This is a genomic window from Novosphingobium sp. FW305-C-111, from assembly GCF_058783565.1.
The window spans coordinates 56745-82500 of record NZ_JBYSYP010000009.1; the positions used below are offsets into that span (position 1 = coordinate 56745).

At 68.4% G+C, this 25756-nt stretch carries 26 protein-coding genes (1 of these 26 running past the window's edge); 14 read left to right on the forward strand and 12 right to left on the reverse strand.

Translation table 11 applies throughout. From position 1 onward, the window contains the following. Positions 1-9: 9 nt before the first annotated feature. From gspL to gspN, 3 genes are read left to right on the forward strand one after another with little or no spacing between them, the layout of a single operon-like run. Positions 10-1131 carry a type II secretion system protein GspL gene (gspL, locus tag AC3WLD_RS11725; protein ID WP_492557145.1) on the forward strand — a complete coding sequence of 374 codons (1122 nt, stop codon included), beginning with the start codon at positions 10-12 and terminating at the stop codon, positions 1129-1131. Next, complete coding sequence (gene gspM, locus AC3WLD_RS11730) at positions 1128-1604, forward strand: type II secretion system protein GspM (RefSeq protein WP_492557146.1); 477 nt, start codon at positions 1128-1130, stop codon at positions 1602-1604. Before gspL ends, gspM begins: the two co-directional genes overlap by 4 nt. Next, positions 1601-2341 carry a type II secretion system protein N gene (gene gspN, locus AC3WLD_RS11735; protein WP_492557147.1) on the forward strand — a complete coding sequence of 247 codons (741 nt, stop codon included), beginning with the start codon at positions 1601-1603 and terminating at the stop codon, positions 2339-2341. Before gspM ends, gspN begins: the two co-directional genes overlap by 4 nt. Here the strand turns inward: gspN and AC3WLD_RS11740 are convergent. Further along, entirely contained in the window at positions 2338-2793 is a 456-nt protein-coding gene (locus AC3WLD_RS11740; RefSeq protein WP_492557148.1) for a Dps family protein, read from the reverse strand. The genes gspN and AC3WLD_RS11740 overlap by 4 nt on opposite strands. Positions 2794-2899: 106 nt before the next feature. Next, on the reverse strand, positions 2900-4081 hold the full coding sequence (gene nhaA, locus AC3WLD_RS11745) for a Na+/H+ antiporter NhaA (RefSeq protein ID WP_492557149.1): 1182 nt from the start codon (positions 4079-4081) through the stop codon (positions 2900-2902). A gap of 99 nt (positions 4082-4180) precedes the next feature. Here nhaA and AC3WLD_RS11750 point away from each other — a divergent pair, with 99 nt between their 5' ends. The 5 genes from AC3WLD_RS11750 to AC3WLD_RS11770 all read left to right on the forward strand — a co-directional run bounded on the left by AC3WLD_RS11750 (position 4181) and on the right by AC3WLD_RS11770 (position 10210). After that, positions 4181-5566, forward strand: coding sequence for a glycosyl transferase family protein (locus AC3WLD_RS11750; RefSeq protein WP_492557150.1), 1386 nt, complete (start codon positions 4181-4183; stop codon positions 5564-5566). After that, complete coding sequence (locus AC3WLD_RS11755) at positions 5563-6681, forward strand: hypothetical protein (protein ID WP_492557151.1); 1119 nt, start codon at positions 5563-5565, stop codon at positions 6679-6681. Before AC3WLD_RS11750 ends, AC3WLD_RS11755 begins: the two co-directional genes overlap by 4 nt. A gap of 58 nt (positions 6682-6739) precedes the next feature. Further along, entirely contained in the window at positions 6740-7654 is a 915-nt protein-coding gene (locus tag AC3WLD_RS11760) for a sulfite exporter TauE/SafE family protein (protein ID WP_492557152.1), read from the forward strand. After that, positions 7651-8412 carry a TIGR02186 family protein gene (locus tag AC3WLD_RS11765; RefSeq protein WP_492557153.1) on the forward strand — a complete coding sequence of 254 codons (762 nt, stop codon included), beginning with the start codon at positions 7651-7653 and terminating at the stop codon, positions 8410-8412. Before AC3WLD_RS11760 ends, AC3WLD_RS11765 begins: the two co-directional genes overlap by 4 nt. A gap of 109 nt (positions 8413-8521) precedes the next feature. Next, positions 8522-10210, forward strand: a complete 1689-nt coding sequence (locus AC3WLD_RS11770; protein ID WP_492557154.1) for an ATP-binding protein — start codon at positions 8522-8524, stop codon at positions 10208-10210. Here the strand turns inward: AC3WLD_RS11770 and AC3WLD_RS11775 are convergent. From AC3WLD_RS11775 to AC3WLD_RS11785, 3 genes are read right to left on the reverse strand one after another with little or no spacing between them, the layout of a single operon-like run. Further along, on the reverse strand, positions 10207-11694 hold the full coding sequence (locus tag AC3WLD_RS11775) for an MATE family efflux transporter (protein ID WP_492557155.1): 1488 nt from the start codon (positions 11692-11694) through the stop codon (positions 10207-10209). The two genes, AC3WLD_RS11770 and AC3WLD_RS11775, sit on opposite strands and share 4 nt — an antisense overlap. Next, entirely contained in the window at positions 11687-12202 is a 516-nt protein-coding gene (locus AC3WLD_RS11780) for a YceD family protein (RefSeq protein WP_492557156.1), read from the reverse strand. The genes AC3WLD_RS11775 and AC3WLD_RS11780 overlap by 8 nt, the downstream gene beginning before the upstream one ends. Then, positions 12199-12723, reverse strand: coding sequence for a ubiquinol-cytochrome C chaperone family protein (locus AC3WLD_RS11785; protein ID WP_492557157.1), 525 nt, complete (start codon positions 12721-12723; stop codon positions 12199-12201). The genes AC3WLD_RS11780 and AC3WLD_RS11785 overlap by 4 nt, the downstream gene beginning before the upstream one ends. Before the next feature lie 184 nt (positions 12724-12907). Between AC3WLD_RS11785 and AC3WLD_RS11790 the strand changes: the two genes are divergently transcribed. Genes AC3WLD_RS11790 through AC3WLD_RS11805 form a run of 4 tightly spaced genes read left to right on the forward strand, consistent with a single transcriptional unit; the run spans position 12908 to position 15827 of the window. Further along, positions 12908-13402 carry an outer membrane protein assembly factor BamE gene (locus AC3WLD_RS11790; protein ID WP_492557158.1) on the forward strand — a complete coding sequence of 165 codons (495 nt, stop codon included), beginning with the start codon at positions 12908-12910 and terminating at the stop codon, positions 13400-13402. Between the two features lie 38 nt (positions 13403-13440). After that, positions 13441-14016 carry an ATP-dependent protease subunit HslV gene (gene hslV / locus AC3WLD_RS11795; RefSeq protein WP_492557159.1) on the forward strand — a complete coding sequence of 192 codons (576 nt, stop codon included), beginning with the start codon at positions 13441-13443 and terminating at the stop codon, positions 14014-14016. 36 nt (positions 14017-14052) lie between these two features. After that, positions 14053-15354 carry an ATP-dependent protease ATPase subunit HslU gene (hslU, locus tag AC3WLD_RS11800; RefSeq protein ID WP_492557160.1) on the forward strand — a complete coding sequence of 434 codons (1302 nt, stop codon included), beginning with the start codon at positions 14053-14055 and terminating at the stop codon, positions 15352-15354. Continuing rightward, the gene (locus AC3WLD_RS11805; protein WP_492557161.1) at positions 15351-15827 is read left to right on the forward strand and encodes a GNAT family N-acetyltransferase; all 477 of its coding nucleotides are present in this window, start codon (positions 15351-15353) and stop codon (positions 15825-15827) included. Before hslU ends, AC3WLD_RS11805 begins: the two co-directional genes overlap by 4 nt. Before the next feature lie 24 nt (positions 15828-15851). Here the strand turns inward: AC3WLD_RS11805 and AC3WLD_RS11810 are convergent, their stop codons facing one another. Beyond that, on the reverse strand, positions 15852-16748 hold the full coding sequence (locus AC3WLD_RS11810) for a serine hydrolase domain-containing protein (protein ID WP_492557162.1): 897 nt from the start codon (positions 16746-16748) through the stop codon (positions 15852-15854). A 201-nt stretch (positions 16749-16949) separates the two neighbouring features. Here AC3WLD_RS11810 and AC3WLD_RS11815 point away from each other — a divergent pair, with 201 nt between their 5' ends. After that, on the forward strand, positions 16950-17153 hold the full coding sequence (locus AC3WLD_RS11815; protein ID WP_492557254.1) for a DUF1737 domain-containing protein: 204 nt from the start codon (positions 16950-16952) through the stop codon (positions 17151-17153). Here the strand turns inward: AC3WLD_RS11815 and AC3WLD_RS11820 are convergent. The 3 genes from AC3WLD_RS11820 to AC3WLD_RS11830 form a co-directional block, all read right to left on the reverse strand. Continuing rightward, on the reverse strand, positions 17143-18474 hold the full coding sequence (locus AC3WLD_RS11820; protein ID WP_492557163.1) for a peptide MFS transporter: 1332 nt from the start codon (positions 18472-18474) through the stop codon (positions 17143-17145). The genes AC3WLD_RS11815 and AC3WLD_RS11820 overlap by 11 nt on opposite strands. A 104-nt stretch (positions 18475-18578) precedes the next feature. After that, entirely contained in the window at positions 18579-20393 is a 1815-nt protein-coding gene (locus tag AC3WLD_RS11825; RefSeq protein ID WP_492557164.1) for an ABCB family ABC transporter ATP-binding protein/permease, read from the reverse strand. 47 nt (positions 20394-20440) lie between these two features. Beyond that, positions 20441-21373, reverse strand: a complete 933-nt coding sequence (locus tag AC3WLD_RS11830) for an aspartyl protease family protein (protein WP_492557165.1) — start codon at positions 21371-21373, stop codon at positions 20441-20443. Positions 21374-21484: 111 nt separating this feature from the next. On the opposite strand from AC3WLD_RS11830, the gene AC3WLD_RS11835 reads away from it, so the two are divergent. After that, positions 21485-22387 (forward strand): glycosyltransferase family 2 protein, encoded by a 903-nt coding sequence (locus AC3WLD_RS11835; RefSeq protein ID WP_492557166.1) that lies wholly within the window; start codon positions 21485-21487, stop codon positions 22385-22387. On the opposite strand, the gene AC3WLD_RS11840 is transcribed toward AC3WLD_RS11835, so the two are convergent. The 3 genes in view from AC3WLD_RS11840 to AC3WLD_RS11850 are tightly spaced (each overlapping or abutting the next) and all read right to left on the reverse strand, a layout consistent with a single transcriptional unit that may run on beyond the window. Continuing rightward, a complete protein-coding gene (locus AC3WLD_RS11840) occupies positions 22368-23852 on the reverse strand; it encodes an oligosaccharide flippase family protein (protein WP_492557167.1) in 1485 nt (494 codons plus the stop codon). The two genes, AC3WLD_RS11835 and AC3WLD_RS11840, sit on opposite strands and share 20 nt — an antisense overlap. After that, the gene (locus AC3WLD_RS11845) at positions 23849-24838 is read right to left on the reverse strand and encodes a glycosyltransferase family 2 protein (protein WP_492557168.1); all 990 of its coding nucleotides are present in this window, start codon (positions 24836-24838) and stop codon (positions 23849-23851) included. The genes AC3WLD_RS11840 and AC3WLD_RS11845 overlap by 4 nt, the downstream gene beginning before the upstream one ends. Next, positions 24835-25756, reverse strand: partial view of a glycosyltransferase family A protein gene (locus tag AC3WLD_RS11850; protein WP_492557169.1) — the 3' portion only. 110 nt of this gene lie beyond the right edge of the window; the window shows 922 of its 1032 coding nt (coding positions 111-1032); its start codon lies beyond the right edge, outside the window — the gene reads right to left on this strand; the stop codon is at positions 24835-24837. Before AC3WLD_RS11850 ends, AC3WLD_RS11845 begins: the two co-directional genes overlap by 4 nt.

Consider the following 25756-nt stretch of genomic DNA (forward strand, 5'->3'; position numbering starts at 1 on the left):
GCCGACCCTATGGCCGCCGACCTTCGACCGGAAAATGATGACGGGCTCGTTGTCCTGCTGCCCGCCGCAGCCGGTGCGCCGTGGGCGTGGTGGCCGGTCGTGGGCGGCGTCGCGGGAGACGAACGCCAATATGCACCCGGCGACGATCGGCCGTGGGGCGACCTACCGGCAACGCGCTTGACCGCGCTGGTCCCCGCCGCGCTCGCCCCGGTGCGGATCAAGCCGCTGCCCGCCATGCCGGTCGCGCAGGCGCTGGCGGCGGAGCGGCTGGGCGCGGCACAGGCTTCGCCCGATGCGCACGTCGCCGTCGCCGCCGAGGGCGATTCGATGCTGACGGCCGCAGTGGCCCGTTCGGACATGGACCTGTGGCTGGCCGAGTGCGCCGCCGCTGGGTTCGAGCCCGCGGCGCTGGTGCCCGCGGCGCTGGTGCTTCCTGCCGCGTCGCAAGGCGTGCGGGTCGGCAGTCTTGCCGGCGAAGATCTCGCCCGCTCCGCTCAAGCCGCCTTCGCTGGTGAGCCGTCGCTGGTGGAGGCGCTTTCCGGGGGGCAGGACGTTGACGAGGCAGACGCCGATGCGCTGCTCGATCGGCTGGCGCTGGTCCACACAGAACCCCCGCTCAACCTGCGTCAGGGGGCCTACGCCCCGCGCCGGGTGGCGTTCTACCTGCTGCCGGACTGGGCGCAGCTTGCCCGGATGGCCGCGACCGCCGCGCTGCTCGCGCTGGTGTTCATGGCAGTCTGGATCGTGAAGTGGAACATGGATTCCACCGCACAGGAGCAAGCCGCCCTCGCCGCCGCCCAGGCGCGATTCCCGGCCGCGACCGATCTCGACAGCGCGACGCGGCTGGTCGAGGGTGAACTCGCCCGCAGGGGCGAGGGCGGCGCGGCCTTCTCCGCGCCCGCAGCGGCGGTGCTGCTTGCCTTGAAGGGCCAGCCATCGGTGACACTGCGCGACCTCGGTTATGCCGGTGACGGGACGCTGCGCTTCACCGCGGCTGCGCCCGCGCCCGATGCGATCAACCAGGTGCTGTTTGCCCTGCAGAACGATGGATGGAAGGTGACCGTGCCGCCCTCGCTCGCCCCTGATCCCACCGGCGCGACCGTCGCCGCGATCACGGTTCGTGCGCCATGATCGCGCGGGTTGGAACCTGGTACACGGGCCTGACCGGGCGCGAGCGGGTGCTGGTGACGGTCGCGGGCGCGCTCGCTGCGCTGGTATTGCTGGTCTACGGGATCATCGGGCCGGTGGGCTCGGCATGGGACGACGCGGCGCAGCGCCATGCAGCGACGGTCGAGCGGGCGGGGCGCGTGCTGGCCGGGCTCGAGGCCCTCAAGCGGCCCGCGCCGAAAAGCGCCGTGGGGGCAGGCCCGGTCGATCAGCAAGTCGCCGCCGCCGCCGAAGCTGCTGGCCTCGTCCTTCAGTCGAGCCAGCCCCGCGGGAGCGACGTCGTGGCGATTGCCATCGCGACGGCGCGCGGGCCGGCCACCCTGGCGTGGCTCGATGCGCTGGCAGCGCAGGGCATTGGCGTCGAGAGCCTGACAGTGACCCCGGCGGCGGATGGCACCGTATCGGTCAACGCCACGCTGCGGCGGGCAGGCTCATGATCGGGCGGCTGATCTTCCTGCGCAACGGGCGGCTGTCCCGGCGGACGTGGCTGGTGATCGCGGCGCTGTTCCTCGCTGCGCTGGTGGTGTTCCTGCCGCTGCGGCTGGTGCTTGGCATTGCCGGCGGCGCCGAGCGGATGACCGCGCGGGGCGTTTATGGCACGGCTTGGTCGGGGACGATCGCGGATCTGCGGGTCGGTGCGCTGCCGCTGGGCACGCTCGACGCCGGCGTGCGCCCGCTGCCGCTGCTGGTCGGGCGGACGACTCTCGACCTGTCGCGAACCGCGCCTGCGGCAAACCCTTTCCGTGCGACCGTTTCGGGTGGAAGCGACTGGGCCGAACTGCGCGATCTCGACGGGACCGTCCCGCTGCCGGAGGGTCTTGGCCCGTTGCCCGCGACGCAGCTTGGTTTCGCTGGATTTGCCTACACGACGACCGAAGGCCGCTGTGATAGCGCGCAAGGAACGGTGTCGCTCACGCTGTCGCCGCCCAGCGCACTGATGCCGGGCGACCTTGTCCTTGGCGGCAAGGCACGGTGCGACAATGGCGCGCTGGCGGTCGACATGGCAGGGCCGACGGGGATGGAACGGCTGACCTTGCGCATCACGCCAGGCGGCAAATGGACCGCCGACCTCGTGCTCAAGGGCCTGCCGGTGGAAGCCGCCGGGCCCCTGCTCCAGCAGGGCTTCGCCGCCCGCGACGGCGGCGTCGCCATCCGCGCAGCGGGTTCGTTCTAGCCGAGGATCTGGGTCAGGAACCACACGCGCTGCTGGGCCTGGTCGGTCCAGTCGTCGGCCGCGCCCTCGGTGGCATTGTCGCCTGCTTCCGTCGCCGCGGCCTTCACGTCGCGGATTTTCCGGACCAGAGCCGCGTTGTCGTCGCGCAGCGCCTCGACCATTTCCATGGCCGAGACCTTCTCGCGGTCGTCGTCCTTGACGCTGGTCTTCGCGGCGATCGAGCCGATCGAGGTGAGAGTCGAGCCGCCGTTCTTGCGCACCCGCTCGGCGAGGATGTCGGTCAGCGCGAAGAGTTCGGTGGCGTGGGTGTCGAACAGCAGATGCAGGTCGTGGAACTGCGGTCCGGCGACGTGCCAGTGATAGTTCTTGGTCTTCAGGTACAGCGCGAAGTAGTCGGCGAGCAGGCCGTTGAGGCTGTCGTTGAGCGCCTTGGTGGCGTTGTCTCCGGGCATGGGACGTCCCCCTTTCGAGTGTGGAATGCGCCCGGAATACGCCGTCTCGCGGCAAAGGTTTCCCGCAAAGTCGCGGCGAGACTGTTCGGGTTTCTCGATCAGTCGATCAAGTCGTTGGGCAATCAGGGCTTTTCGGTGAAGAAAGGCGCAGGATGAGGAATCCGCCGAGCGCGGACACCAGCGATCCGCCCAGGATGCCCAGCTTCGCTTCCTCCGCCAGGGCCGGCTCGCCCGGGAAGGCCAGCGCGGCGATGAACAGGCTCATCGTGAAACCGATCCCGCACAGGAGCGCGATGCCCCAGATCTGCGGCCAGCTTGCCCCGGCCGGTCGGCGGGCAAGGCCGGTGCGATCGGCGAGCCACACGCTGCCGAGGATACCGACCTGCTTGCCAAGAAACAGTCCCGCGGCAATCGCCAAGGGCAACGCCGGTGTCTCGCCAGCGCCGCCGGCGAGGGCCACGCCCGCGTTGGCGAACCCGAACACGGGGACGATCAGGTAGCCGTTCGGACCCACCAGCGCGTGTTCGAGGCGCAGCAGCGGACTGTCACGCTGCTTGTCGAGCGCCATCGGGATGGTCAGGGCGGCGAGCACCCCGGCGACCGTGGCGTGAACCCCGGAGTGCAGGACCGCAAACCACATGGCGATCGCCAGCAGCAGATAAGGTGCGATCCGGGTAATCCCGAAGCGATTGAGCAATGCCATCGCCGCAAGCAGCGCGGCTGCGGCGGCCAGCCACGCGAGCTTGAGGCCGGCCGTGTAGAACACCGCAATGACCAGCACCGCCCCGATGTCATCGACGATCGCGACGGTCAGCAGAAACAGCCGCAGCGATGGCGGTACGCGCGGCCCGACAAGGGCCAGCACGCCCATCGCGAAGGCAATGTCCGTGGCTGCGGGGATGGCCCACCCCCGCGCCAGCGGCCCCGCACCGGCCACGGCGAGATAGACCAGCGCCGGCAGGGCCATCCCGGCCAGCGCCGCGATCACGGGCAATCGGCGCCGGGCCGCGCTCGACAGTTCGCCCTGCAGGACCTCGCGCTTGATCTCCAGCCCGACGGTGAAAAAGAACACCGCCATCAGCCCGTCGTTGATCCACAGGTGGAGCGTGTCCAGCTTTGCGACCGGTGTCCACGGCAAGGCGTCGTGCAAAAGGGCATGGTACCAATGCGCGGCTTCGGTGTTCGCCAGAACCAGTGCGACAATCGCCGCGCCGATGAGCACGAGACCCGGTCCAGCCTCGGACCGCAGGCTTCCTAAGAAACCGTGAACTAACCATTTCCGAAGCATTTCCGGGCTTTTGGGCATATTCTTGGCCTTGGCAAGTCCTATCGATCAGACCTACCCAACCGTAGTTTTCCTGAGGGGTTATACGGGGCGGGGTTTGTCTTGACGGTCGAGGCGTCCTTTTCGGCGCTGCAGTGGCTCGAACTCGTCGGGCACGAACTCCTGCTGTTCGCGGCGGTCTGGTTCGCGATCGGCGTGCTCGACGAACTGGCGGTCGACCTGACCTGGCTGTGGCTGCGACTGACGCGGCGGGTCGAAACACCCTCACTCGACCTGGATCCTGCCCAGCCGCTGCGGGGCATTGCGGCGGTCCTCGTTCCGGCCTGGCGGGAGGCGGCGGTCGTCGGCGCGATGATCGAACACTGCCTGTCGGTCTGGCCGCAGCGCGACCTGCGGATCTACGCAGGCTGCTATCGCAACGATCCCGAAACCCTCGCCGCGATGATTGCCGCCGCGCCGGGGGACCCGCGGGTCCGCATCGTCGTCCACGACGCCGATGGCCCGACCACGAAGGCGGACTGCCTGAACAGGATTCACGCGGCCCTGTGCGACGACGAACGACGGGGTGAATTCGCCGCACGCAGCGTGATCCTCCACGACGCAGAGGACATGGTACATCCCGCCGCCCTCGCACTGCTCGACCGGGCGCTCGACGAGGCCGATTTCGCCCAGCTCCCGGTGCGGCCCGAACCGCAGATGGGCTCCCGCTTCATCGCCGGACACTATGGCGACGAGTTTGCCGAGTCTCACGGCAAGGGAATGGTGGTTCGGGACTGGCTCGGCATCGGAATCCCGGCCGCAGGCGTCGGCTGCGCTTTTTCGCGTCGTGCCATCCGAGTCCTGGCCAGCCAGCGCGGTTCGTCCGACCCGTTTGCCGAGGAGTGCCTGACCGAAGACTACGAATGTGGCCTGCTGGTTTCGGAGGCCGGAGGGCGAGGGCGTTTCCTGCGGTACCGTGATGCGTCCGGAGCGCTGGTCGCCACGCGCGAGTTCTTCCCGGCGACGCTGGGAGCGGCCGTGCGCCAGAAGACCCGGTGGCTGCACGGCATTGCCTTCCAGGGCTGGGATCGCCTCGGCTGGCACGGCTCTCCGGCTGAACTGTGGATGCGGATGCGCGACCGGCGCGGCCCACTCACCGCGCTGGTCCTGGGAGCGGCCTACCTGCTCCTCGCCGTCTGGCCGGTCCTGCTGCTGGCGCGGTGGGCCGGCGCTCCGGTCAGGCCTGTGGCGAGCGGTATCGAACCCCTGCTGTGGTTCAACACCGTTTTCCTCGCTTGGCGCACGGCGTTCCGCTTCGCCTTCACCGCCCGCGAATATGGCTGGCGGGAAGGAATTTTCGGGATCTTGCGGATGCCGGTCGCCAACATCATCGCAATCATGGCCGGAAGGCGGGCCCTGTTCGCCTATCTGCGCACGCTCCGCGGGGCACCGGTCGCCTGGGAGAAGACCGAGCACCGAAGTCATCCCGCGCTGGCCGCGGCACCGTGACGAGGCAGACCCGTCGGCGCGGGGAGCCGCTGCTGCTGCTGGCCCTGGTCATTGGCACGTGGGTCGGCGGCCGCGCGGCGTCCTGGCAGTCCCCCTATCCCGCGGCGCTGCCACCTGCCGCCGCGTTTGCCGCGCTGACCGAAAGCCGCGCCTCCCGACCGCCTGCACGGCCGGCAACCGGCAAGAGCGAAGCTGCGAAGGGGGCCGAACGAGCCGCGACGTGGCCCGTCGAGGTCGGCCCGGTCGGGCCGGTTGCTGCGCCCGCTTCATGGCCGCCGGCGACCACTGGCCCGTCAGCTCCGCTGTCGTCCCGGCTGGCACCGTCCCAGCAGCTCCTCCTGATGGCCGGCCTCGGCTATGCCTTCCTGCCGGAGCGGGACACTTCCGCAGGTCGCCCGCGCGAGGCCGGTCGTGGCTGGGCCCCGCCTTTCATGCTGGCGGGCAGCGGGTCTGCCACGCCTTCGCGCTGGTCGGGCGACGGCTGGCTGCTCGTTCGAGGGGGCGAAACCGCGCGCGGCGCTGCGGGCGGAGCGGCAGGGTATGGCGGCAGCCAGGCGGGCGCCGTGGTGCGCTTCAGCCTCGCGCCGGACAGCCGCTACCGCCCTGCGGCATACGTCCGACTCTCCGGCGCGCTCGGCCGTGGGGGCGACCGCGAGGCGGCCTTCGGGCTTTCGGCCAGACCCCTGAGGCGACTGCCGATCCGCGTGCTGGTTGAAGGCCGGATCCAGCAGGAGCCCGGCATGACGCGAATCCGCCCGGCAGTCGCCGCAGTCAGCGAGCTTGCGCCGCAGCGTCTCCCTTTCGGAGCCGAGTTCGAGGCTTATGGGCAGGCAGGCTATGTCGGGGGCCGCAATGCGACGGCCTTCTATGACGCGCAGGCCACGGTCGATCGGCCGCTGCTCGCGCTGGGCCGCGACGCCAGGTTGAAGGTCGGTGGGGGCGCGTGGGCCGGGGGTCAGGAGGGTGCGAGCCGGATCGATGTCGGTCCCCGGGCCAGCCTGCGGTTCGATCTGGGCAGGGTCAGCGCCCGGGCGTCGGCCGACTGGCGTTTCCGCGTGGCCGGCAACGCTGCCCCCGGTTCCGGGCCGGCCTTCACGCTTTCCGCAGGATTCTGACAACGCGCGGGCTCCGCCGTTCCCTTGGCCGCCGGCGTGGGCTAGTCATTCAGGCGGCATGGATGTCTACCTCCCGATCGCCAACCTTGCGGTAAACGGCCTGGTCATCGTCGGCCTCGGTGCGCTGACCGGGCTGCTTTCGGGGATGTTCGGGGTGGGCGGCGGATTCCTGACGACGCCGCTCCTGATTTTCTACGGCGTCCCCTCGACGGTCGCAGCCGCCTCGGCTGCCAGCCAGGTCACCGGGGCGAGCGTTTCCGGCGCGTTCGCCCATGCCCGGCGGGGCGGGATTGACTACCAGATGGGCGGGGTGCTGGTCTGCGGCGGGATCATCGGCACGGGCTTCGGGGCGCTGCTGTTCCGGCTGCTCCAGTCGCTCGGCCAGATCGATACCGTCATCAATATCCTCTATGTCGTGCTGCTCGGCGGGATCGGCGCGCTGATGGCGCAGGAATCGCTGGCGTCGATCCGGGCCGAGCGGTCGGGCGTTCCGCTCCCTGCGCGCAAGCGCCGGCACCACCCGCTGGTCGCCAGCCTGCCCCTGCGCTGGCGGTTCTACCGCTCGGGCCTTTACATCTCCCCGCTCGCGCCGCTGCTGCTGGGCATGATGACGGGCATCCTGACGATGCTGATGGGGATCGGCGGCGGCTTCATCCTGGTGCCGGCCATGCTCTATATCCTGGGCATGGGGGCGAGCGTGGTCGTCGGCACCTCGCTGTTCCAGATCCTGTTCGTGACCATGGCGACCACGATGATGCACGCCCTGACGACCAAGGCGGTCGACATCGTCCTGGCGGTCCTGCTCCTGCTCGGCTCGGTCTCCGGCGCCCAGGTCGGCGCGCAGTTCGCCCAGAAGGCCAAGCCGGAGCAGCTGCGCCTGATCCTCGCGGTTATCGTCCTGCTAGTCGCGATGCGGATGGCGCTGGGCCTCGGCTATCGGCCCGACGAGATCTACACCGTGGTGGCGCAATGAGGGCGCTTTCGGCCCTGCTCCTGGCGATCTGCTGGGTCATGCTGGGCGGCGCGCGTGACCCGATCCTTGTGCCCGAGATTTCGCAGCACGAGATCCAGGTCCGGCAAGGCTTCACCGGCGCGGACCTGCTGCTGTTCGGCGCGATCCTCAATCCGGAAGGAAGCCGCGCCGCGACGGACTACGACGTCGTGGTGGTGCTCAAGGGACCGGTCCAGTCCATCGTCCTGCGCGAGAAGCAGAAGGTCGCCGGGGTGTGGATCAACGCCGCCAGCACGGAGTTTCGCTCCGCCCCCAGCTACTTCGCGGTCGTTTCGACCCGGCCGGTGGCGAAGATCGTCGATGACAAGACGGCCGCGATCTACGAACTCGGGCTCAAATGGGTGCAGCTGTCCCCGATCGGGGTGATCGAGCCAAAGGAACAGGCGCGCTTTTCGGCCGGGCTGGTCGATCTGATGCAGCGGCAGGGATTGTACCGCGAAAACGGCAAGGGCGTGACGATCAGCGGCGGGGTACTGTACCAGGCGCGAATCTCGCTGCCCTCGCAGGTCCAGACGGGGACCTACACCGCCGAAACCTTTGCGATCCGCGATGGCCAGGTGATCGCCTCCGCGTCTAGCAAGGTCGAGGTGCGCAAGCTCGGATTCGAGCGTTTCGTCGCCGAGGCGGCGGACCGCAGTTCGGTGTTCTATGGCCTGTTCGCGGTGTTCATCTCGGTCGCGATGGGCTGGATCGCCGGGCGGCTCTTCGCGCTGATCTGATCAAGTCGTTGATTTCAAAGCCCGTGACCCCTCGTTTAGCGGGATGTTAACCCCTGTCCGGGTACGCGCAGGGGTACCGGGAGCAAAAACACAGGGGTCTCCGCACGCCATGAACGACACGTCCAAGCAGGATTTTGGTGAAGCGACGCCCGCGTCGCCGAACGATCTTGCCCGAGGCGCGCCCGTGTTTCCGGACAACGCCCGCCAGCCGATCGGCTTCGTCATGGAAATCGCGGGCTCCAGCTCGCAGATCGCGCTCGACCTCCGAAGGCTGGAAGAATGTTCCGTCGATCTCGATCCTTCGGTCGCGCTGGCCGGGCAGGTCGGTAGCCAGATCAAGATCCGCGTCGGCAATTCGTGGCTGCTCGCGAGCGTGCGTACCCAGCGCCAGGAAAGCCGGGTCGAAGGCGGGATCATCGCCCAGATCGATTTCCTCGGCGAAGGCGACGAAGAGCGGCTCACGGGGAAGATCTACAGCTTCCGCCGCGGCGTCACCAAATACCCGATCCCCGGCGCGATGGTCTATCCGGCGACCAGCACCGACCTCAAGCAGATCTATGCCAGTGACGGCCGGGCGAGCGTGCCGATCGGCACCGTCTTCCCCACGCGCGACATCCGCGCCGGGCTCTATGTCGATTCCTTGCTGGGCAAGCATTTCGCCCTGCTCGGCTCGACTGGCACCGGCAAGTCGACCGGTGCGGCGCTGATCCTGCATCGAATCTGCGAGATGGCGCCCCATGCGCACATCGTGATGATCGATCCGCACGGCGAATACATGCAGGCGTTCAAGTCGACCGGCCAGCTGCTCGACGTCAGCAACCTGCAGATGCCGTACTGGCTGATGAACTTCGAGGAGCACTGCGAAGTCTTCATCACGACGACCGGGCCGGAGCGCCAGGGCGACTGCGACATCCTCGCCCGGTGCCTGCTCGCCGCGCGGATGAAGAACCGGCTGGCCGAGCAGATGGGCAAGATCACGGTGGATTCGCCGATCCCCTACCTCCTGTCCGACCTCAACACGATCATCCAGAACGAGATGGGCAAGCTCGACAAGGCGGGCACCAGCGCGCCTTACATGCGGATCAAGACCCGCATCGACGAGCTCAAGCTCGACCCGCGCTACCAGTTCATGTTCTCCGGCATGCTGGTCGGCGATACGATGGGCGAATTCCTCTCCAAGATTTTCCGCCTGCCGGCCAACGGCAAGCCGATCTCGATCATCGACGTTTCGGGCGTCCCCTCGGAAATCACCTCGACCGTGGTCGCGGTGCTGGCGCGGCTGACCTTCGACTATGCGATCTGGTCGCGCGAGGAGCAGACCAGGCCGATCCTGTTCGTCTGCGAGGAAGCGCACCGCTACGTGCCCAACGAGAAGAACGCCGACGGTTCTTCCGTTGGCCGCATCCTCTCGCGACTCGCCAAGGAAGGGCGCAAGTACGGCGTCGGGCTGGGCCTCATCACCCAGCGCCCGTCGGACCTGGCCGAAGGCGTGCTGTCGCAGTGCGGCACGATCATCTCGATGCGCCTCAACAACGACCGCGACCAGTCGTTCGTCAAGGCGGCGATGCCCGAAGGCGCGCGCGGCTTCCTCGATTCGATCCCGGCTTTGCGCAACCGCGAATGCATCATCTGCGGCGAGGGCGTCTCGATCCCGATCCGCGTGGCGTTCGACGAGCTGGAAGCGTTCAAGCGCCCGGCCTCGGCCGACCCGTCGTTCAGCGAACTGTGGAACAATGCGGGCGGCGAAGAGCAGAGCGTCGAGCGGACCGTCCAGCGCTGGCGTTCGCAGGGGCGTTAGAGCGCCGGCGTCAGCCTGCCCGCAGGCTCCCCGTCAGCTTCGCAGCATTCCGATGCCTCCTCCGGTGGACGGGGTCGCGCATTTTCCTGCCAGCCGCGGCGAAGGTAGAAGGCGATGGCGAGGCCCATCGACACGATCGACCCAGCGCCGAACGCCAGCCAGATCGCGTCCATGCCGAGCCGCTCGTACATCGTCTCGTAGAAGCCCAGTCTTACCGGATACATCGAGATCGCCAGCGTGATCAGCGGGGCATAGACCACGCCAGCCGCCCGCATCGTGCCGAACAGCACGATCGTCACCCCGAACAGGATGAAGGTCCAGCTTGCCATGAACTGGATGTGCCGGGCGAGCGGCACGGCCGGACTTTCGGGGCCCAGGAACAGGACGAGTGCGGGCCGGTCGAACAGCAGCAGCAGGGTAGTGAGCAGGCCGGTCATGACGAGGTTCAGGGTGATTCCCGCCCGGGTGATCTTGTGCAGGCGATCGGATAGCCGGGCGCCGATCGCCTGTGCGGCCATCGCGCTCACCGCCGCGCCGATCGCCATCGCCGGCATCTGCAGGTAGTTCCACAGCTGCAGAGTGGCGCCATAGGCGGCGGTCGCGATCAACCCTTCGCGGTTGACGAGGCCGACCATGATGATCCCTGCGCCCGAGATGATCAGCATCTGGGCGCCCATCGGCAGCCCCTTGCCGACGATATAGCGCAGCTCCTCGCGCGCCGGGATGAGGTAGCGAAGCTCACTCCCGCGCAACCGCAGGGGCAGGTCCTTCGCGTAGACATAGGCGATGTTGGCAAAGAGCCCGGTAGTGTTGGCGATCGCGGTCGCCAGCGCCGATCCGGCAATCCCCATTCGCGGGAATGGGCCGATCCCCGCGATCAGCAGGGGATTGAGGATGACGTCGAGCACGACGGTCAGGATCATGAACAGCAGCGGGGTGCGCGCGTCGCCGCCGCCGCGCAGGCCCATGGCCAGCATGATAGAGATCATGCCCGCGGGCATCGAGATGAAGATCACGCGCAGATAGGCAAGGGCGAGGCCATAGGATTCACCGGGCGTGGCCAGCGCGGTCAGCAGCGCCGGGGCGAAGATCCAGCCGAGCGTGGCCACGACGATCGCCAGCCCGCCACAGAACCCCAAGGCCGTCCCGAACGTCCGCCGTGCTGCATCGATGTTTCGCGCGCCGAAGTTCTGTCCGACCTTGACGGTGGCGGCCATGCCGAACCCGAACACCGTGGCAAAGACCAGGAACATGACGATGTTCGCATTGGCCGTCGCCGCCAGCGCCGCGTCGCCAAGCATCCGCCCGACCCAGACCGAGTTGATCGATCCGTTGAGCGACTGCAGCACGTTCGACAGCAGGGTCGGCGCGGCGAACAGCGCCAGCGTCTTCAGGATCGGTCCGCTCGTCAGGTCCCGGCCCGGCGGACCGCCGCGTGGCGGTCCGGCGGAGGCGGGGGTCGGAACGGCGGTCGCGTCAGTCATCCCTGCGCAATGCAGCAAGGGCGGCAAAAGCTCCCGAAGTCTCCGGATTGCCGAGCCCTGCGGCCTTGCGGGCCGCATCGGCGTTGGGACCTTCCGCAAATGGATCGATGGCCAGCGCCAGGCTCTGCGCGACGGCCTCGCCGAGGTCGAACGCGGTCCCTTCGTACTCCACGTCGTCGAGTTCGTCGGCGTCGAGCTCAATTTCCTCGTCCGGCACGACGCGCCGGACCGCGGGGACGAACCGGACGAACAGCGGCTCGTCGATGGACACGGGGAAGTCCTCGCCCGACACGGCGCAGGCCTGGATCACGGCGGCGCGAAGCTGGCCGGTGGCGGTCACGACCGCGCCTTCGGGCAGAAGTTCGACATCGGCTTCGAGGCTGTCGATCCCCGAGAGCGAGAATCGACCGGCGAGTCTGCGGCGCTCGGTCTCGTCGGCGACAAGACGGAGCGGCTTGTTGCCGATCTGGCGCAGATCAATGACGCGGGAGAATTCGGGCGCGGTCATGCGCCTGTTCCGATGCGGGCGGCGAGAACGTCGGCCGCGGGGAGGCCGGCGAGTTCGTCGGCCAGGCGGCGCAGGCCTTCAGCGACAGCGGCGCCGTCGCGGCCTTCGGACAACGTGACGTTGCGGGTTGCCGCGTCAACCAGCGAGGCCTCATCGGAGCCGGCCAGGGCATTGCGGAAAGCGCCGAGTCGTCCGCCCAGCAGGCCCATCAGCTTGCCCATGTGCTTGCCGACCACAAGATCGCCCACGCCGATTTCGCGGAGCTGGCCGTCCATGTCGTCCACGAACAGCTCGGTCAGCTTGACCGATCCCGGGATCAGCGCCTCCTCGCGTTCCATCCTGAGCAGGACGACCGCCAGGACCGCAGTGACCATGTCGAAACGCCCTTCGAGGGTGTCGGGCACGCCATCGTCGGCGTACCAGTGCCGCTGGCGGGCGATCTCGACGATCCGGTGCCACAGCGGCCGCACCTCGTCGCGGTCATCGGTCTTGCGGCCCAGCAGGCGATCGATGAGGCCCACGCCCACGTTCCTTTCCGTTCAGCGCCGATTCAATCGCGGCCTGCCACGCGGCGGGGTGACGCGAGGGCAAGCGGTCCTTGTGCGGGCCACGGCAAAGCCCTAAGGGTCGGGCCGATATAAGGCGAGGCGCGCGCTTGGCAACGGGCGGCGTCTTCGTGAACAGCCATCTGGCGGAGCGAATTGAATGCAGGACAGGTTGCCGAAGTTGCGTGGTGCGGTGGCGCTGATGGCGCTGGCGGTCATGGCGGGCGGCTGCGCCAGCATCAAGGATCACCGCGGCTACCTGGTCGATACCGCGCTGGTCGATTCGGTCGCGCCGGGCGTCGACAACAAGGCCTCGGTCGAACGCGCGCTCGGCCGGCCGACTTTCGCCAGCCAGTTCGGCACCCCGGTGTGGTACTACGTCGCGACTGACACCCGCCAGGCTCCGTTCCTGCGGCCCAAGCCGGTCGACCAGACGATCCTCAAGGTGACCTTCGATCCTGCGGGCAATGTCGCCAGCGTCCAGCGCGCCGGGATGGAAAGCGTCGTCCGCCTCAACCCCGATGGCGACAAGACGCCGACGCTGGGCCGCGATCGCAGCTTCTTCGAAGACCTGTTCGGCAACATCGGCGCGGTCGGCGCGGTGCCGGGCGCGGCGGGCGGCGGCAACACCGGACCGGGTCCGAACGGCAGCTGATCTTGAACCTTGGCGCGGGCCACACGATATCCCGCGCCATGGACGAGAGCAGGGCCAGCCACGGCCTCATTCAGTGGCACGGCACCACCATCATCGGGGTGAAGAAGAACGGCCGAACCGTCATCGCCGGTGACGGTCAGGTCTCCATGGGCAACACGGTGATGAAGCCGAACGCCCGCAAGGTCCGCCGGATCGGCGCCACAGATGAAAATGGGAGGGGCAAGGTCATCGCCGGGTTCGCGGGCGCGACCGCCGATGCCTTCACCCTGTTCGAACGGCTGGAGCGCAAGCTGGAACAGCACCGCGGCCAGCTGATGCGCGCGGCAGTCGAACTCGCCAAGGACTGGCGCACCGACAAGTACCTCAGAAACCTCGAAGCGCTGATGATCGTCGCCGACGCGGAAACGATGCTGGTGCTGACCGGCAACGGCGACGTGCTGGAGCCCGAGGGCGGAATTGCCGCGATCGGTTCGGGTGGGAACTACGCCCTCGCCGCCGCCCGCGCGCTCACCGATTACGAAGACGATGCCGAAAAGATCGCCCGCCGCGCAATGCAGGTCGCGGCAGATGTCTGCGTGTTCACGAACGACCGGGTGACGGTCGAGGAAATCTAGTCCCACTCCCGCATGCGGGAGGGGAGAAGGTAGAAAATGAACGACTCCCTTACACCCAAGGCCATTGTCCGCGCGCTCGACGAGCACATCGTCGGGCAGACCGATGCCAAGAAGGCCGTCGCGGTCGCGCTGCGCAACCGCTGGCGGCGCCAGCGCCTGTCGCCCGAACTGCGCGACGAGGTCACGCCCAAGAACATCCTGATGATCGGACCGACGGGCTGCGGCAAGACCGAGATCAGCCGCCGCCTCGCCAAGCTGGCCGATGCGCCGTTCGTCAAGGTCGAGGCGACCAAGTTCACCGAGGTCGGCTACGTCGGCCGCGACGTCGAACAGATCGCCCGTGACCTTGCCGAAGAAGCGATCCGCCTCGAAAAGGACCGCCGCCGCGAGGCGGTGCGCGATGCGGCGAGCAAGGCGGCGATGGACCGTCTGCTCAAGGCGCTGGTCGGCGACGGGGCGAGCGAGGCCACCCGCGAAAGCTTCAAGGCCCGGCTCGCCGACGGCTCGATGAATGACACCGAGGTCGAGATCGAGGTCGAGGACGCGCCCTCCGTGCCGATGGACATCCCCGGGATGGGCGGCCAGATCGGCATGATCAACCTGTCGGACATGATGGGCAAGGCGTTCGGCCGGCAGAACCTCAAGCGCCGCAAGCTGCGCGTTGCCGATGCGTGGGACAAGCTGGTCGACGAGGAATCGGAAAAGCGGATGGACCAGGACGACGTTGCGCGCGTCGCCCTCCAGAACGCCGAGACCAACGGCATCGTCTTCATCGACGAGATCGACAAGATCGCGGTCAGCGATGTCCGTGGTGGGTCGGTCAGCCGCGAGGGGGTCCAGCGCGACCTGCTGCCGCTGATCGAGGGCACCACAGTCGCCACCAAGTACGGGCCGATGAAGACCGACCACGTGCTGTTCATCGCAAGCGGCGCGTTCCACGTCGCCAAGCCCAGCGACATGCTACCCGAACTGCAGGGCCGCCTGCCGATTAGGGTCGAGCTTTCTGCGCTGACCGAGGACGACTTCGTGCGCATCCTTGCGGAGACCCGCTCGAACCTCGTCGAGCAGTACAAGGCGCTGTTAGGTACCGAGCAGGTCACGCTGGAGGTCTCTCAGGACGCGATCCGTGCCATTGCCCGCACCGCCGCGCAGGTCAACGAAAGCGTCGAGAACATCGGCGCGCGGCGGCTGCAGACGGTGATGGAAAAGCTGCTCGAGGAAGTGAGCTTCGAGGCCGAGGACCGGGTGGGCGAGACGGTGACGGTCGACGAAGCTTACGTGACCGACAAGCTCGCCGGGCTGGCCGGGAACGCCGACCTTTCCAAATACATCCTGTGAGCTTCGCGCTGCGCCCCGCCTCGCAGGCGCACTTCGTCCGCCTGATCGCGGACGAGGCGCCGGAGGCGGGGCTGGCGCTCCCCGACAGCCCGCTGGCGGAAAAGGCTGTGCTGGCGATGCTGGCCGGGATTGCGGCGCGGGTGGAAGCCGAGTTTTCGCCCTCGGCCTGGCTGGTGGTCGAGGACCGGCGGGTCGTCGGGCTGCTTTCGCTGACCACCGAACCCGACGGGACCAACGCGACCATCGGCTATGGCATCGCGCCGAGCGAGGAAGGACGGGGGGCAGCGAGTGCGGCCGTAGCGGCGCTGGTCGGCTGGGCGCGCGAGGATGGACGGCTCGATGCGATTTCGGCGGAAACCCGCACCGACAACATCGCTTCGCAGCGGGTGCTCGAGAAGAACGGCTTCGCAAAGGTGGCACAGCGCGACGATCCCGAAGACGGCGCGCTCTACTGCTGGCGCTGCGAGTTGTAGTCGCGCGTCCCCGTCAGCAGCCTGTCAGGTGCAGAACGCGGCAGAGGCAAGGTCGTAGCTGGTCCCGTCTCCCTGCCAGATCTCTCCGAAGTCGAAATCACCTTGCGGCGTAAACGCGACAACCGCGCGGCCCAGATCGGGCGCGAGGATGTTGCGCACCTGGATTCCGTCGACCTCTCCGCGGCGCTCGACCAGCTTGACCGGCCCCTTGCAGCCAGCGAGCGGAGCCTCGAAGGACCACGCACCCAGTGCGGCGAAGCCCAGGGAGGGTTCGCCCTTCCAGAGCACTTCGCGCTGCGCCTTGCTGACAAGCCGTCCGCTCATCAGGGCCCGATCGAGCCGCAGCAGATCGGCGGAGGTCCCGACCAGCGCAGCGGATGCCCCATAGGCTGCGAGTTCGACCCCGCCCCGGGATCTGGAAAACGCCGGCACTTCTCCGCGGAGCGCCAAGCGCGTGGTGCGGATGCCTGCCGGACGAAAGACCGTCCGCCTGAGCAGGGCCGAGAGCGATTCTCCGCTCGCCGCCTCGAGCATCGCTGCGGCAACGATGGTGTCGCAGTTGTTGTATCGAAACGAGCCCGGCTCGCCACTCGGCGGTGCGGCGCAGAGGCCGGTCGCATCCGCAGAGGTGCCCGCGCCCTTGCGGCCCGGAGCGAGATAGGGCGGCACGCCGTTGTCCGGCGTCTGCGCTTCGGGATCCGCCAGGCCCGAGGTATGCTGGAACAACTGCCGCAGCGTCACCTCGCGGCGCGGATGGTCCTTGAACGACGGAAGCTTGCTGGCGACCGTGTCGTCCCAGGAGATCTTGCCTTCGTCCACCAGCCGGGCTGCCGCGATTGCCACGACCTGCTTGGTCACCGAGCCCCAGGCCCAGAGGCGAGGCGCTTCGATGCCGATGACGAGGCGGTCCCCATCTGACATCGCGACTTCCCCCTTGAACCCCCTTGCGGCCAAGGCTTGCCGAAGATCGCTTGGCGCTGCAGCTTCCGCGGCAGGGCAGACAGTGCTGGCGAGAGCCAGGGCCAACAATCGGCGTGTCCACATGCTGTTTCCCCTGCCCTTGGTGTGCGACTAACCTGCCCGCCCGACTCACGATATTCCATCTGACATGATCAGGACATGATGCACCAGACCCCCGATGACCGCCCGATTTATCGCCTGCTCACCGGCAAGGACGACCGCGCGTTTTGCGAGCGGGTGTCGGAGGCGCTGGAGCAGGGGTGGCGACTTTACGGTTCGCCCTCGATCCACTGGGACGTCGAGAGCAATTGCATGAAGGCGGCGCAGGCGGTCGTCTGGCACGAGGCCGAGGTCGTCAAGCGCTAGGAAGGCGGCGGCGCAGCAAGGGCGCGGCGAGCGCCAGGGCGATCCCCGTCGCGCCTGCAATGGCGGCGTTGATGGCCCAGAACGTTGCGGGCTCGGTGCCCGCGTAGAGGCTCCCCATCGCGCCCGATACCAGGCTTGCCGCCGACACCGACAGCGCGGCGACGCCGAGCATCGTGCCGCGCAGCCGCTCTGGCGCTTCGCCGGCAAACACGGTCGTTTCCACCGGCACGAAAAACAGCCAGCCGAGGTTCGCCAGGACATGGAAGGCGAGGGGCCACGCCATCGCCGCCTTGCCTCCGCTGGAAGCCAGCATGAGCAGCGTGGTGGCTGCGGCCATCATCAGGCACCCCATCGCCATCTTCGCGAGCAGCCGCGGTTCGGCCCCGCGCTTCGCCTGCCAGCGCCAGAGCCCGATCACCAACGGGGCGAGCAGTACCGGCGCAATGCTGTCGAGCGAGGCGAACCACGGCACCGGCACCTCGAACCCGCCGATGCGCCTGTCGACGTGATCGCGTAGCCACAGGTTGTAGAGGTTCCAAACCTGTGACTGGACGATCCAGAAGCCGACGAGGAACGGCCAGAGCAGGGCCAGACCGACCACCCCGCGCCGTTCTTCCGCCGTCAGCGGTGGACGATCGCGGCGGGCAAGGCGCGGCGGCTCGGTCGGCAGGAAGCGGCTTCCGGCGAGATAGACCGCCAGGCCAATCAGCATGCCGAATCCGGCGGCGGCGAACGCCGCGTGCCAGCCCGCCGAACTGGCAAGGCTCCCGGTCAGCAGCGGCGCGATCACCCCGCCGGCGTTGACCGCGATCAGGTACATCTGGAAGGCGTCTGCCGCGCGCCGGTCACCCGCCGCGTAGAGCGCGCGGACCTGGGCCGAGAGATTGCCCTTGAACAGCCCGACACCGAGCACGAGCAGGAACAGCGCGAGAAGGAATGCGCGGTCGAACGCCAGCGCAAAGTGCCCGGCGGTCATCAGCAGCGCGCCCACCGTGACCGCGCTGCGGCGCCCCGTCCAGCGATCGCCAATGTACCCGCCAATTAGCGGCGTCAGCGTGACCAGCGCGATGTAGATCCCGAATACCTGCGCCGCGAGCGGTTCGGCCGCGAGCGGGCCGGTGAGCGCTTCGATGGCGGCGCGGAACGCGGCGAACCCGGCGACACGGTCGATCGCGCCCGGGCGGAACAGTTCGCCTGCCATGTAGAGGACCAGCACCGCCTGCATCCCCTTGAACGAGATGCGGTCCCACAGTTCGGTTCCGGCGAGGACCCACAGACCCGGCGGGTGGCCGAAGCGGTCGGGGTGGGTCGGAGCGATCATCGGGGGATGATTGCGGGTGCCGGGGCGGAACGCAACCGCTCAACAAACTTGCCGCGCCCCCGCGCAGGCGGGGGCGCATGTGTCGGGGGAGTTTCGGCGGAGGATCAGGCCTCCACGCTCTCCTGCGCCTGCCGCGCCCACATTTCGGCATAGAGTCCGTCCAGCCGGAGCAGCTCACCGTGGCTGCCGCTCTCGGCGAGCCGCCCCTGATCCAGCACCAGGATCCGGTCAGAATCCGCAATCGTCGACAGGCGGTGGGCGATGGAGATCGTCGTGCGGTCCTGCGCCACGCTGCGAAGGGTGGCGAGGATGTCCTGCTCGGTCCGGCTGTCGAGCGCGCTGGTCGCCTCGTCGAACAGCAGGATCGGCGGGTTTTTCACCAGCGTGCGGGCGATGGCGACGCGCTGCTTTTCGCCGCCGGACAGCTTCAGCCCGCGCTCGCCGACCTCGGTGTCGAAGCCCTGCGGCAGGCGGTTGATGAAGTCCGCGATGGCCGCGCCGCGCGAGGCGGCCTCGACGTCGAGCATCGTCGCGCCGTCGCGGCCATAGGCGATGTTGTAGCCGATGGTGTCGTTGAACAGCACCGAATCCTGCGGAACGATGCCGATCGCGGCGCGCAGGGAGGCCTGGGTGACGCTCGCAATGTCCTGCCCGTCGATCAGGATGCGGCCGCGCTGCGGATCGTAGAACCGGAACAGTAGCCGCGCGATGGTCGACTTGCCCGCGCCTGACGGGCCGACGATGGCCACGCGGCTACCGGCCTCGACCTCGAAGCTCAGGCCGTGGAGGATCTGGCGGTCTTCCTCGTACCCGAACCAGACGTCCTCGAAGCGGATGGTCGGGCGGCCCACGAGCAGCGCCGGCGCACCGGGGGCGTCGCGAACCTCGATCTCGGTGTCCATCAGCTTGAACATCGCAGCCATGTCGATCAGCCCCTGGCGGATCGTGCGATAGACCATGCCGAGCATGTCGAGCGGGCGGAACAGCTGGGTGAGGTAGGTGTTCACGAACACCAGGTCGCCAACGGTCAGCTTGCCCTGCGACCAGCCCCACACCGTATAGCCCATCGCGCCTGCCATCAGCAGGTTCACGATCAGGGCCTGCGCGATGTTGAGCAGGCCGAGGCTGTTCTCGCTCTTGACCGCGGCCTTGGCATAGGCCCGCGTCGCCTGGGCGTAGCGCTCTTCCTCGCGGTGCTCGGCACCGAAGTACTTCACCGTCTCGTAGTTCAGCAGCGAATCGACCGCCCGCGACATCGCCTGGCCGTCGAGCCGGTTCATCTTCTCACGCAGGGCATTGCGCCATTCGGTGATCCAGCGCGTCGTCGCGGCATAGGCGACCACCGCAACGGCCGTCGCCGCGACAAGGCCCCAGCCGAAATGGAAATAGAAGATGACCGCCACCGCGACCAGCTCGATGGCGGTCGGGGCAATGTTGAACAACATGAAATAGAGCATCACGTCGATGCTCTTGGTTCCGCGTTCGATGGTCTTGGTCACCTCGCCAGTGCGGCGGGCGAGGTGGAAGCGCAGGGACAGGCGGTGAAGCCGCGCGAACACGTCCTCGGCCAGCGCACGGGTCGCGTCCTGGCCGACCCGCTCGAACACGATGTTGCGGAAGTTGTCGAAGGCGACGCTGGCGAAGCGGCCGAGCGCATAGGCGAGCACGAACGCGAAGGCGACGGTGAACGCGGCGTTAGCCGCCACGCTGCCGCCGGGCGTCATCGCGTCGATCGCCTTCTTGTAGGCAAATGGCAGCGCCAGTGTCGTTGCCTTGCCCGCCAGCACCAGCAGCATCGCGACGACGATCCGCCACCGCAGCCGCGGATTGTCGCGCGGCCACAGGTAGGGGAGGAAGCGGGCAAGAGTCTGCCAGCCGTCGTGGCTGGCCTTCGGATCACTGGCGGTTTCGGGCGGCATGGCGCCCCAAATAGGAGTTTACCCGCTTTGTGCGAGTCCTATCGCACCTACCAGCCCTTGCGGCCCCACTCCGATGCGACTTCGTCGGGCAGGTCGAACAGCACCCGGCGGCTCTTGAAATCGATCGCCACGCGCTTGAACATCCGCAGCTGGCTCATCCCCAGCAGCAGCGCCGGGCGCTTGTTCAGCCCCAGCCGCTCGAATGGCGGGGCGTCGGTGAAGGCGAGCAGCGTATTGTTCAGCGTCATCTTGCCGAAGGTGAGGGTCCGGGCATAGCCGCTCTCGGCAAGCACCTGCTGGCCGGTGACCGAGACCAGGGTGGAGGGCTCGCCCTTGTGCTTCTCCGCCAGCGCCTTCTGCAGCGGCAGGTTGCCGATCGAGGTTTCCGCGCCGGTATCGATGACGATGTCGGTACGGACCCCGTCGACCAGCGCATCCGTCACGATCAGCTGACCGGAACGGCGGCGCGCGGTGACGACGATCTCGTACCCCGCATTGCCGCCGAGGTGCTTGGCGTCGTCGATCGCAAGGCGGTTGTTCTTGAAATCGAGCAGCACGCGCTGGTCCTGCAGGCTGTCGAGCCCGATGATCCCGTCCGCGCCGATGAACCGGCCTTCAAGGAGCGGCGCGGACAGGCCATAAAAGCTGCGCCGGCCAAGGTTGATCTCGTCGACATCGACGAGCTGGACCTGCTGGGTGCCCGCGACTCCCATCAGGATGGCCGACCCGCTGGGGACGAGACCAATGCGCGCGGCAGTGTCGTGGCTCAGCACCGTGCGCTCGGCCCCGGTGTCGATCAGGAAGTCGAAGGGCCCGTGCTCGCCGATCTGCACCGGGACGGTCAGCCGGGAATGGAGGTCGCGCCGCGCCTGGAGCACGTCGACCTCGCTCGCTGGCTGGGCACCGTCCTGCAGCGTCGGCAGCGGCAGCATCATCGCCAGGGCGGCGCCTGCTCCGGCGGCGAACAACGTGGTGGCCATGGCTTCTCTCCCCGGTAGTCCGGCTTGCAGGATACGCCTTTTCGCGTGCGTGTGCGAATCCCCCGGTCGGCGCGCGTTGACAGTTCGTCGCAGCCGCCCGAATGGTTGCAGATGGGGACTTTCAGCGTCGACGTGATCCTGCGCACGCACAACCGGGAGGCGCTGCTGGGCGACGCGATCGCCTCGTTCTTCGCGGCGGACCATTCGGCAATCGCCGCCCGCCTGCTGGTGGTGGACAACCGCTCAAGCGACGGGACGCCGGCTCTTCTCGCCGAGCTGGCAGCAAGGCACGGACCGGCGCTGGTCCCGATCCGCGAGGACACGCCGGGCGGCCAGCACGCGCTCAATGCCGGGCTCGCGCGCGCCGAGGCTCCGGTCGTCGCCTTCTTCGACGATGACGAACGCGTCGCCTCCGACTGGCTGCAGGTCATCGCCCGCGAGATGGCCGATCCGGCGACGGACTACATCGCCGGCCCCGCCCTGCCGCTGTGGGACGAGCCTGCGCCCGACTGGTTGCCCGATGGGTTCGGCGGCGTGCTCGGCATCATCGACAGCGGGCCCGAGCGGCGGGCGTTCGGCCACGACTTTGCCGGGATGCTGACCCAGGGGAACTGCGCGCTGCGCCGGTCGATCTTTGCCGAGACCGGGCCCTATCCGGCCGACTTGCCCACCGGCGAGGACCGCTGGCTCTACGAATGGCTGCAGGCGCACGGCAAGCGCGGGTTCTACTGCCCGGACCTGCGCATCCACCATGTGATGCAGCGCGAGCGGCTGAGCCAGGCGTACTTCCGCCAATGGGCCGCGCGCGAAGGGCGTGACCGCGCGGTGTGCGACCGGCTCGCCGACGCACCGAACGTCTTCGTCCAGAAGTGGTTCTGGCGCTATCTGGGCGGGGCCGCGGGCACTCTGCTTTCGGGGAGGGGCTCGAAGGCCGAGCGGTTCAAGGCCGAGCTCGAACTGCGCCAGGCCCGGGCGCGATTCGCCGAAACGCTGTTCAGGCGCGGGCGGGGCTGAACCGGCGCAGCAGCGGCGCAAGGGCATGGCGGGCCATGGCCTCGATCTCCCCGCGCGCGGGATGGCGCAGCAGGAACAGCGCGGCGATCCAGGCCGCGCCGCACAGCAGTCCGGTCAGGACAAGCCCGTCGAACCCGAGCGTCGCCGGCGAGCGCCACTCGTGCATCGCCCAGAGCGCGGGGAGCACGGCAGCGCCCGTCACCAGCGCACTGCGCAGGTAGATCGCCAGCATCGCCGGCCAACGGAAGCCGACCAGCCGGTGCATCCATCCGGCGTAGAGCAGATACCACCCCGCGACGTAGGCGATGCGCGAGGCGGCAGCGGCTTCGACGCCCCACCATGCCCCCGCAATCAGCGTTCCGAGCGAAAGCGCGGTGTCGATCAGGTTGAGCCAGATCAGCGTGCGAATCCGGCCAAGCAGGATCGGCAGGTCGACGTGGAGCGGCAGCATGACGAAGCCCATTTCGGCCAGCGCCAGCCAGCTCAGCAGCGGCGCCGCGCCGACCCAGGCGTCGCCATAGAGCAGGCGAATCACCGGCTCGGCCATCACCGCGATCAGCGCCATCGCCGGCCACACGATTGCGCCGTGCGCCGCGACGACGCGCTCGTATGCCGGACCCAGCGGCTGGCCCTCGTCGCGCAGGCGCGCGAATGCGGGATAGAAGATCCCGCCGATTGCCCCGATCACCAGCATGTGAAGTTGCGCAGCCAGCGCCGAGCCGCGGCTGTAAAGGCCGACCGCGGCCATCCCCAGCATCCGCCCGACGATCAGGTCCGGTGAGCGAACGCCCAGCGCGCCGGACACGAACAGCACCGAACTCGCCGATCCGAACGACAGGATCGGCCTGGCCCCCTTCAGGCTCGGCGGCCAGTGCAGCGGGGTGGGGCGCTGCGCTTGGGCGATGACGGCCTTGACCGCGGCCTGCGCGATCATCGCCCAAGCTAGGGCGGCTGCGGAAAAGCCGAGCCAGGCCAGTGTCAGCGCGACCACCGCGTTGGCGAGCGCGCTTCCCGCGTTGGCAAAGAAGACACCGCGGAAGTCGAGCGCGCGCTGGAGCAGCGCTACCGGTACGATGCTCCACGGCGTGAACAGGTAAGACGCCGCGATCAGCGCAAGGATCGGCGCAAGGCGCGGCTCCGCATAGAACCAGCTTGCCGGCCACGCGATCAGCAGGATCGCACCGGCGATCACCAGCGAGAACAGCACAGCAATGACGGTGCAGGTGCGGATCGTCGCCTCGTCGGCTTCCGGGTGTCCGGCGATGTAGCGGGTCAGGCCGAAGTCCTGGAGGATCGACAGCAGCAGCGCGGCCGCCAGCGCGACCGAGAACAGTCCGATCTCGGCCGGGGCGAGGAAGTACCGCGAAATGATCACCGAGGTCGCGAATTGCAGGACAAACCCGAAGTACTGGCTTCCCGCCGCCCACAGCGCCGCGGCGCGGATGCTGCCCTGCGGCCGGCTCATGCGGCAAGCGCCATGGCGAGGCGGGTTGCGCGGACCGGGTGGCCGAGCTTCAGCAGGCGGGCGACCGTGCGCCACATGCCTTCGGGTTGGCCACCTTCACGCAGGTAGTCGAGGATGATCTCGAGGCCCGGGCCGCGCAGGGCTTCCGGCACATAGAGCAGCTCTGGCGCGACGCGTTGGCGCACCCGGCGGGCCATGCCCTGCCGTCCGAAGGCGCGGTCGAGGTCGCGCACCGAGGGCAGGGCGGTCCATCCGCCGCTGGGATCGCTGCGCCCGGCCTGCCGCTCCTGCCAGGCGACCAGCGCAATCGCCGCGCCGATCCGCTGGGCCATCGCGTGGCGGGTCGAGACCTGCCCGTCGTAATGGCGGTAGCGCAGCAGCCGCTCCGGCAGGTTGCCGAGCTTCGTCACGGAGGCGAGGCGCAGCCACAGGTCGAAGTCCTCGCAATGCGCGAAGGCCGCGTGATAGCCGCCCACCGAAAGAACGAGATCGCGCCGCATGATCGCGGTCGGATGGCAAAGGAGCGATCCTTGGCCGATTCGGGCGAGGAAGGCATCGTGATCGATCGGCTGCTCGTCACCCGCCTTCGGTCGCGGCGCGCCGTCGGGGCCTATGTCGGTCGTCCAGCTGCCGACCACGCCGTATTCGGGGCGCTCGGCCAGGAACGCGGCCTGGCGGGCCAGCCGTTCCGGCTCGCAGATATCGTCCGCGTCCATGCGCGCGACCAGCGGCGCGCGCGCCGCCTCCAGCAATTCGTTGAGACTCGCGACAAGACCGCGATTCTCCCGAGCGATCACCCGGATCCGCGAGTCCTCGCTTTCGTGGCGCCGGGCGATCGCGAGGCTGCCATCGCGAGAGCCGTCGTCGAGAATCAGGAATTCGAAGTCGCCAAAGGTCTGCGCGCGCACGCTGGCGATCGCCTCGTCGAGGAAGGCGTCCGCGTCGTACACGCTCATCGCCACGGTGATCGCCGGATGGACCATCATCCGAACCCGAGCAGTGCGGCGAACAGGCTTGGCTGCTGCGCGCCGCGACTGTGCGCCCGGCGCCGCCATGCCAGCATTGGCGCGGCGAGCCAGGGGAATGCGCGCCAGCCGAGGAACGCGAGCGACCACACCGGCCCGCCGATCTCGCCACTGGACGCGCGCAGCTCGTCAAGGCCGCGCCGGACGTCGCCTTCGATCACCCGGTCGACCGCGTACTCGAAAGCCAGCTTGCGCCGGTTGTCCTCGAGCATCCTCAGGGCGACTGCGGATTCGGGCCGGTCGCCCATCGCGGCAATTGCCTTCTCATACACCCGCACATTGCCCAGCAGCATCCGCACCGCGCTGCCCGATGCCGAGCCGGGGCGGACGCGGTAATCGCCCAGGACCTCGTCGATGTAGTGTGCCTTGCCGCCGAGCAGCATCAGACGGACCCACAGGTCGAGGTCCTCCGAATGCGCCATGGCCTCGTCGAAGCCGCCAGCGGCGTCAAAGTCCGCCTTTCGAAAGGTCGTGCCAATATATACGTTGAATGAGCGGTCCAGCACGTCGGCAAGGGAGCCCGAAGCGCCGTCGCCGCTGCCCTGCTTGCGGTCGACACAGGCCCGCTCGCGCGCGACAGCCCCGAAAATGCGTGCGTTGCAGGTCACCAGACGGACTTCAGGATCGTCCTCCAGTACCGGGACAGTGGCGGCGAGGTATCCTGGGCGGAAGAGATCGTCGCCATCGAGCAGCGCGACCAGAGGGGCGCGCGCTTCGGCGATGGCGTGGTTGCGTGCACCTGATACGCCCTGGTTGCGCGTCGCGAGGAACCGGAAGCGGTGATCTGCGAGAAACGGTGCGACCGCCCCCGCGACGTCGTCGGGCGCGCCGTCATCGATCACGATGCATTCCCAGTCCGCCAGTGTCTGGGCTTGCAAC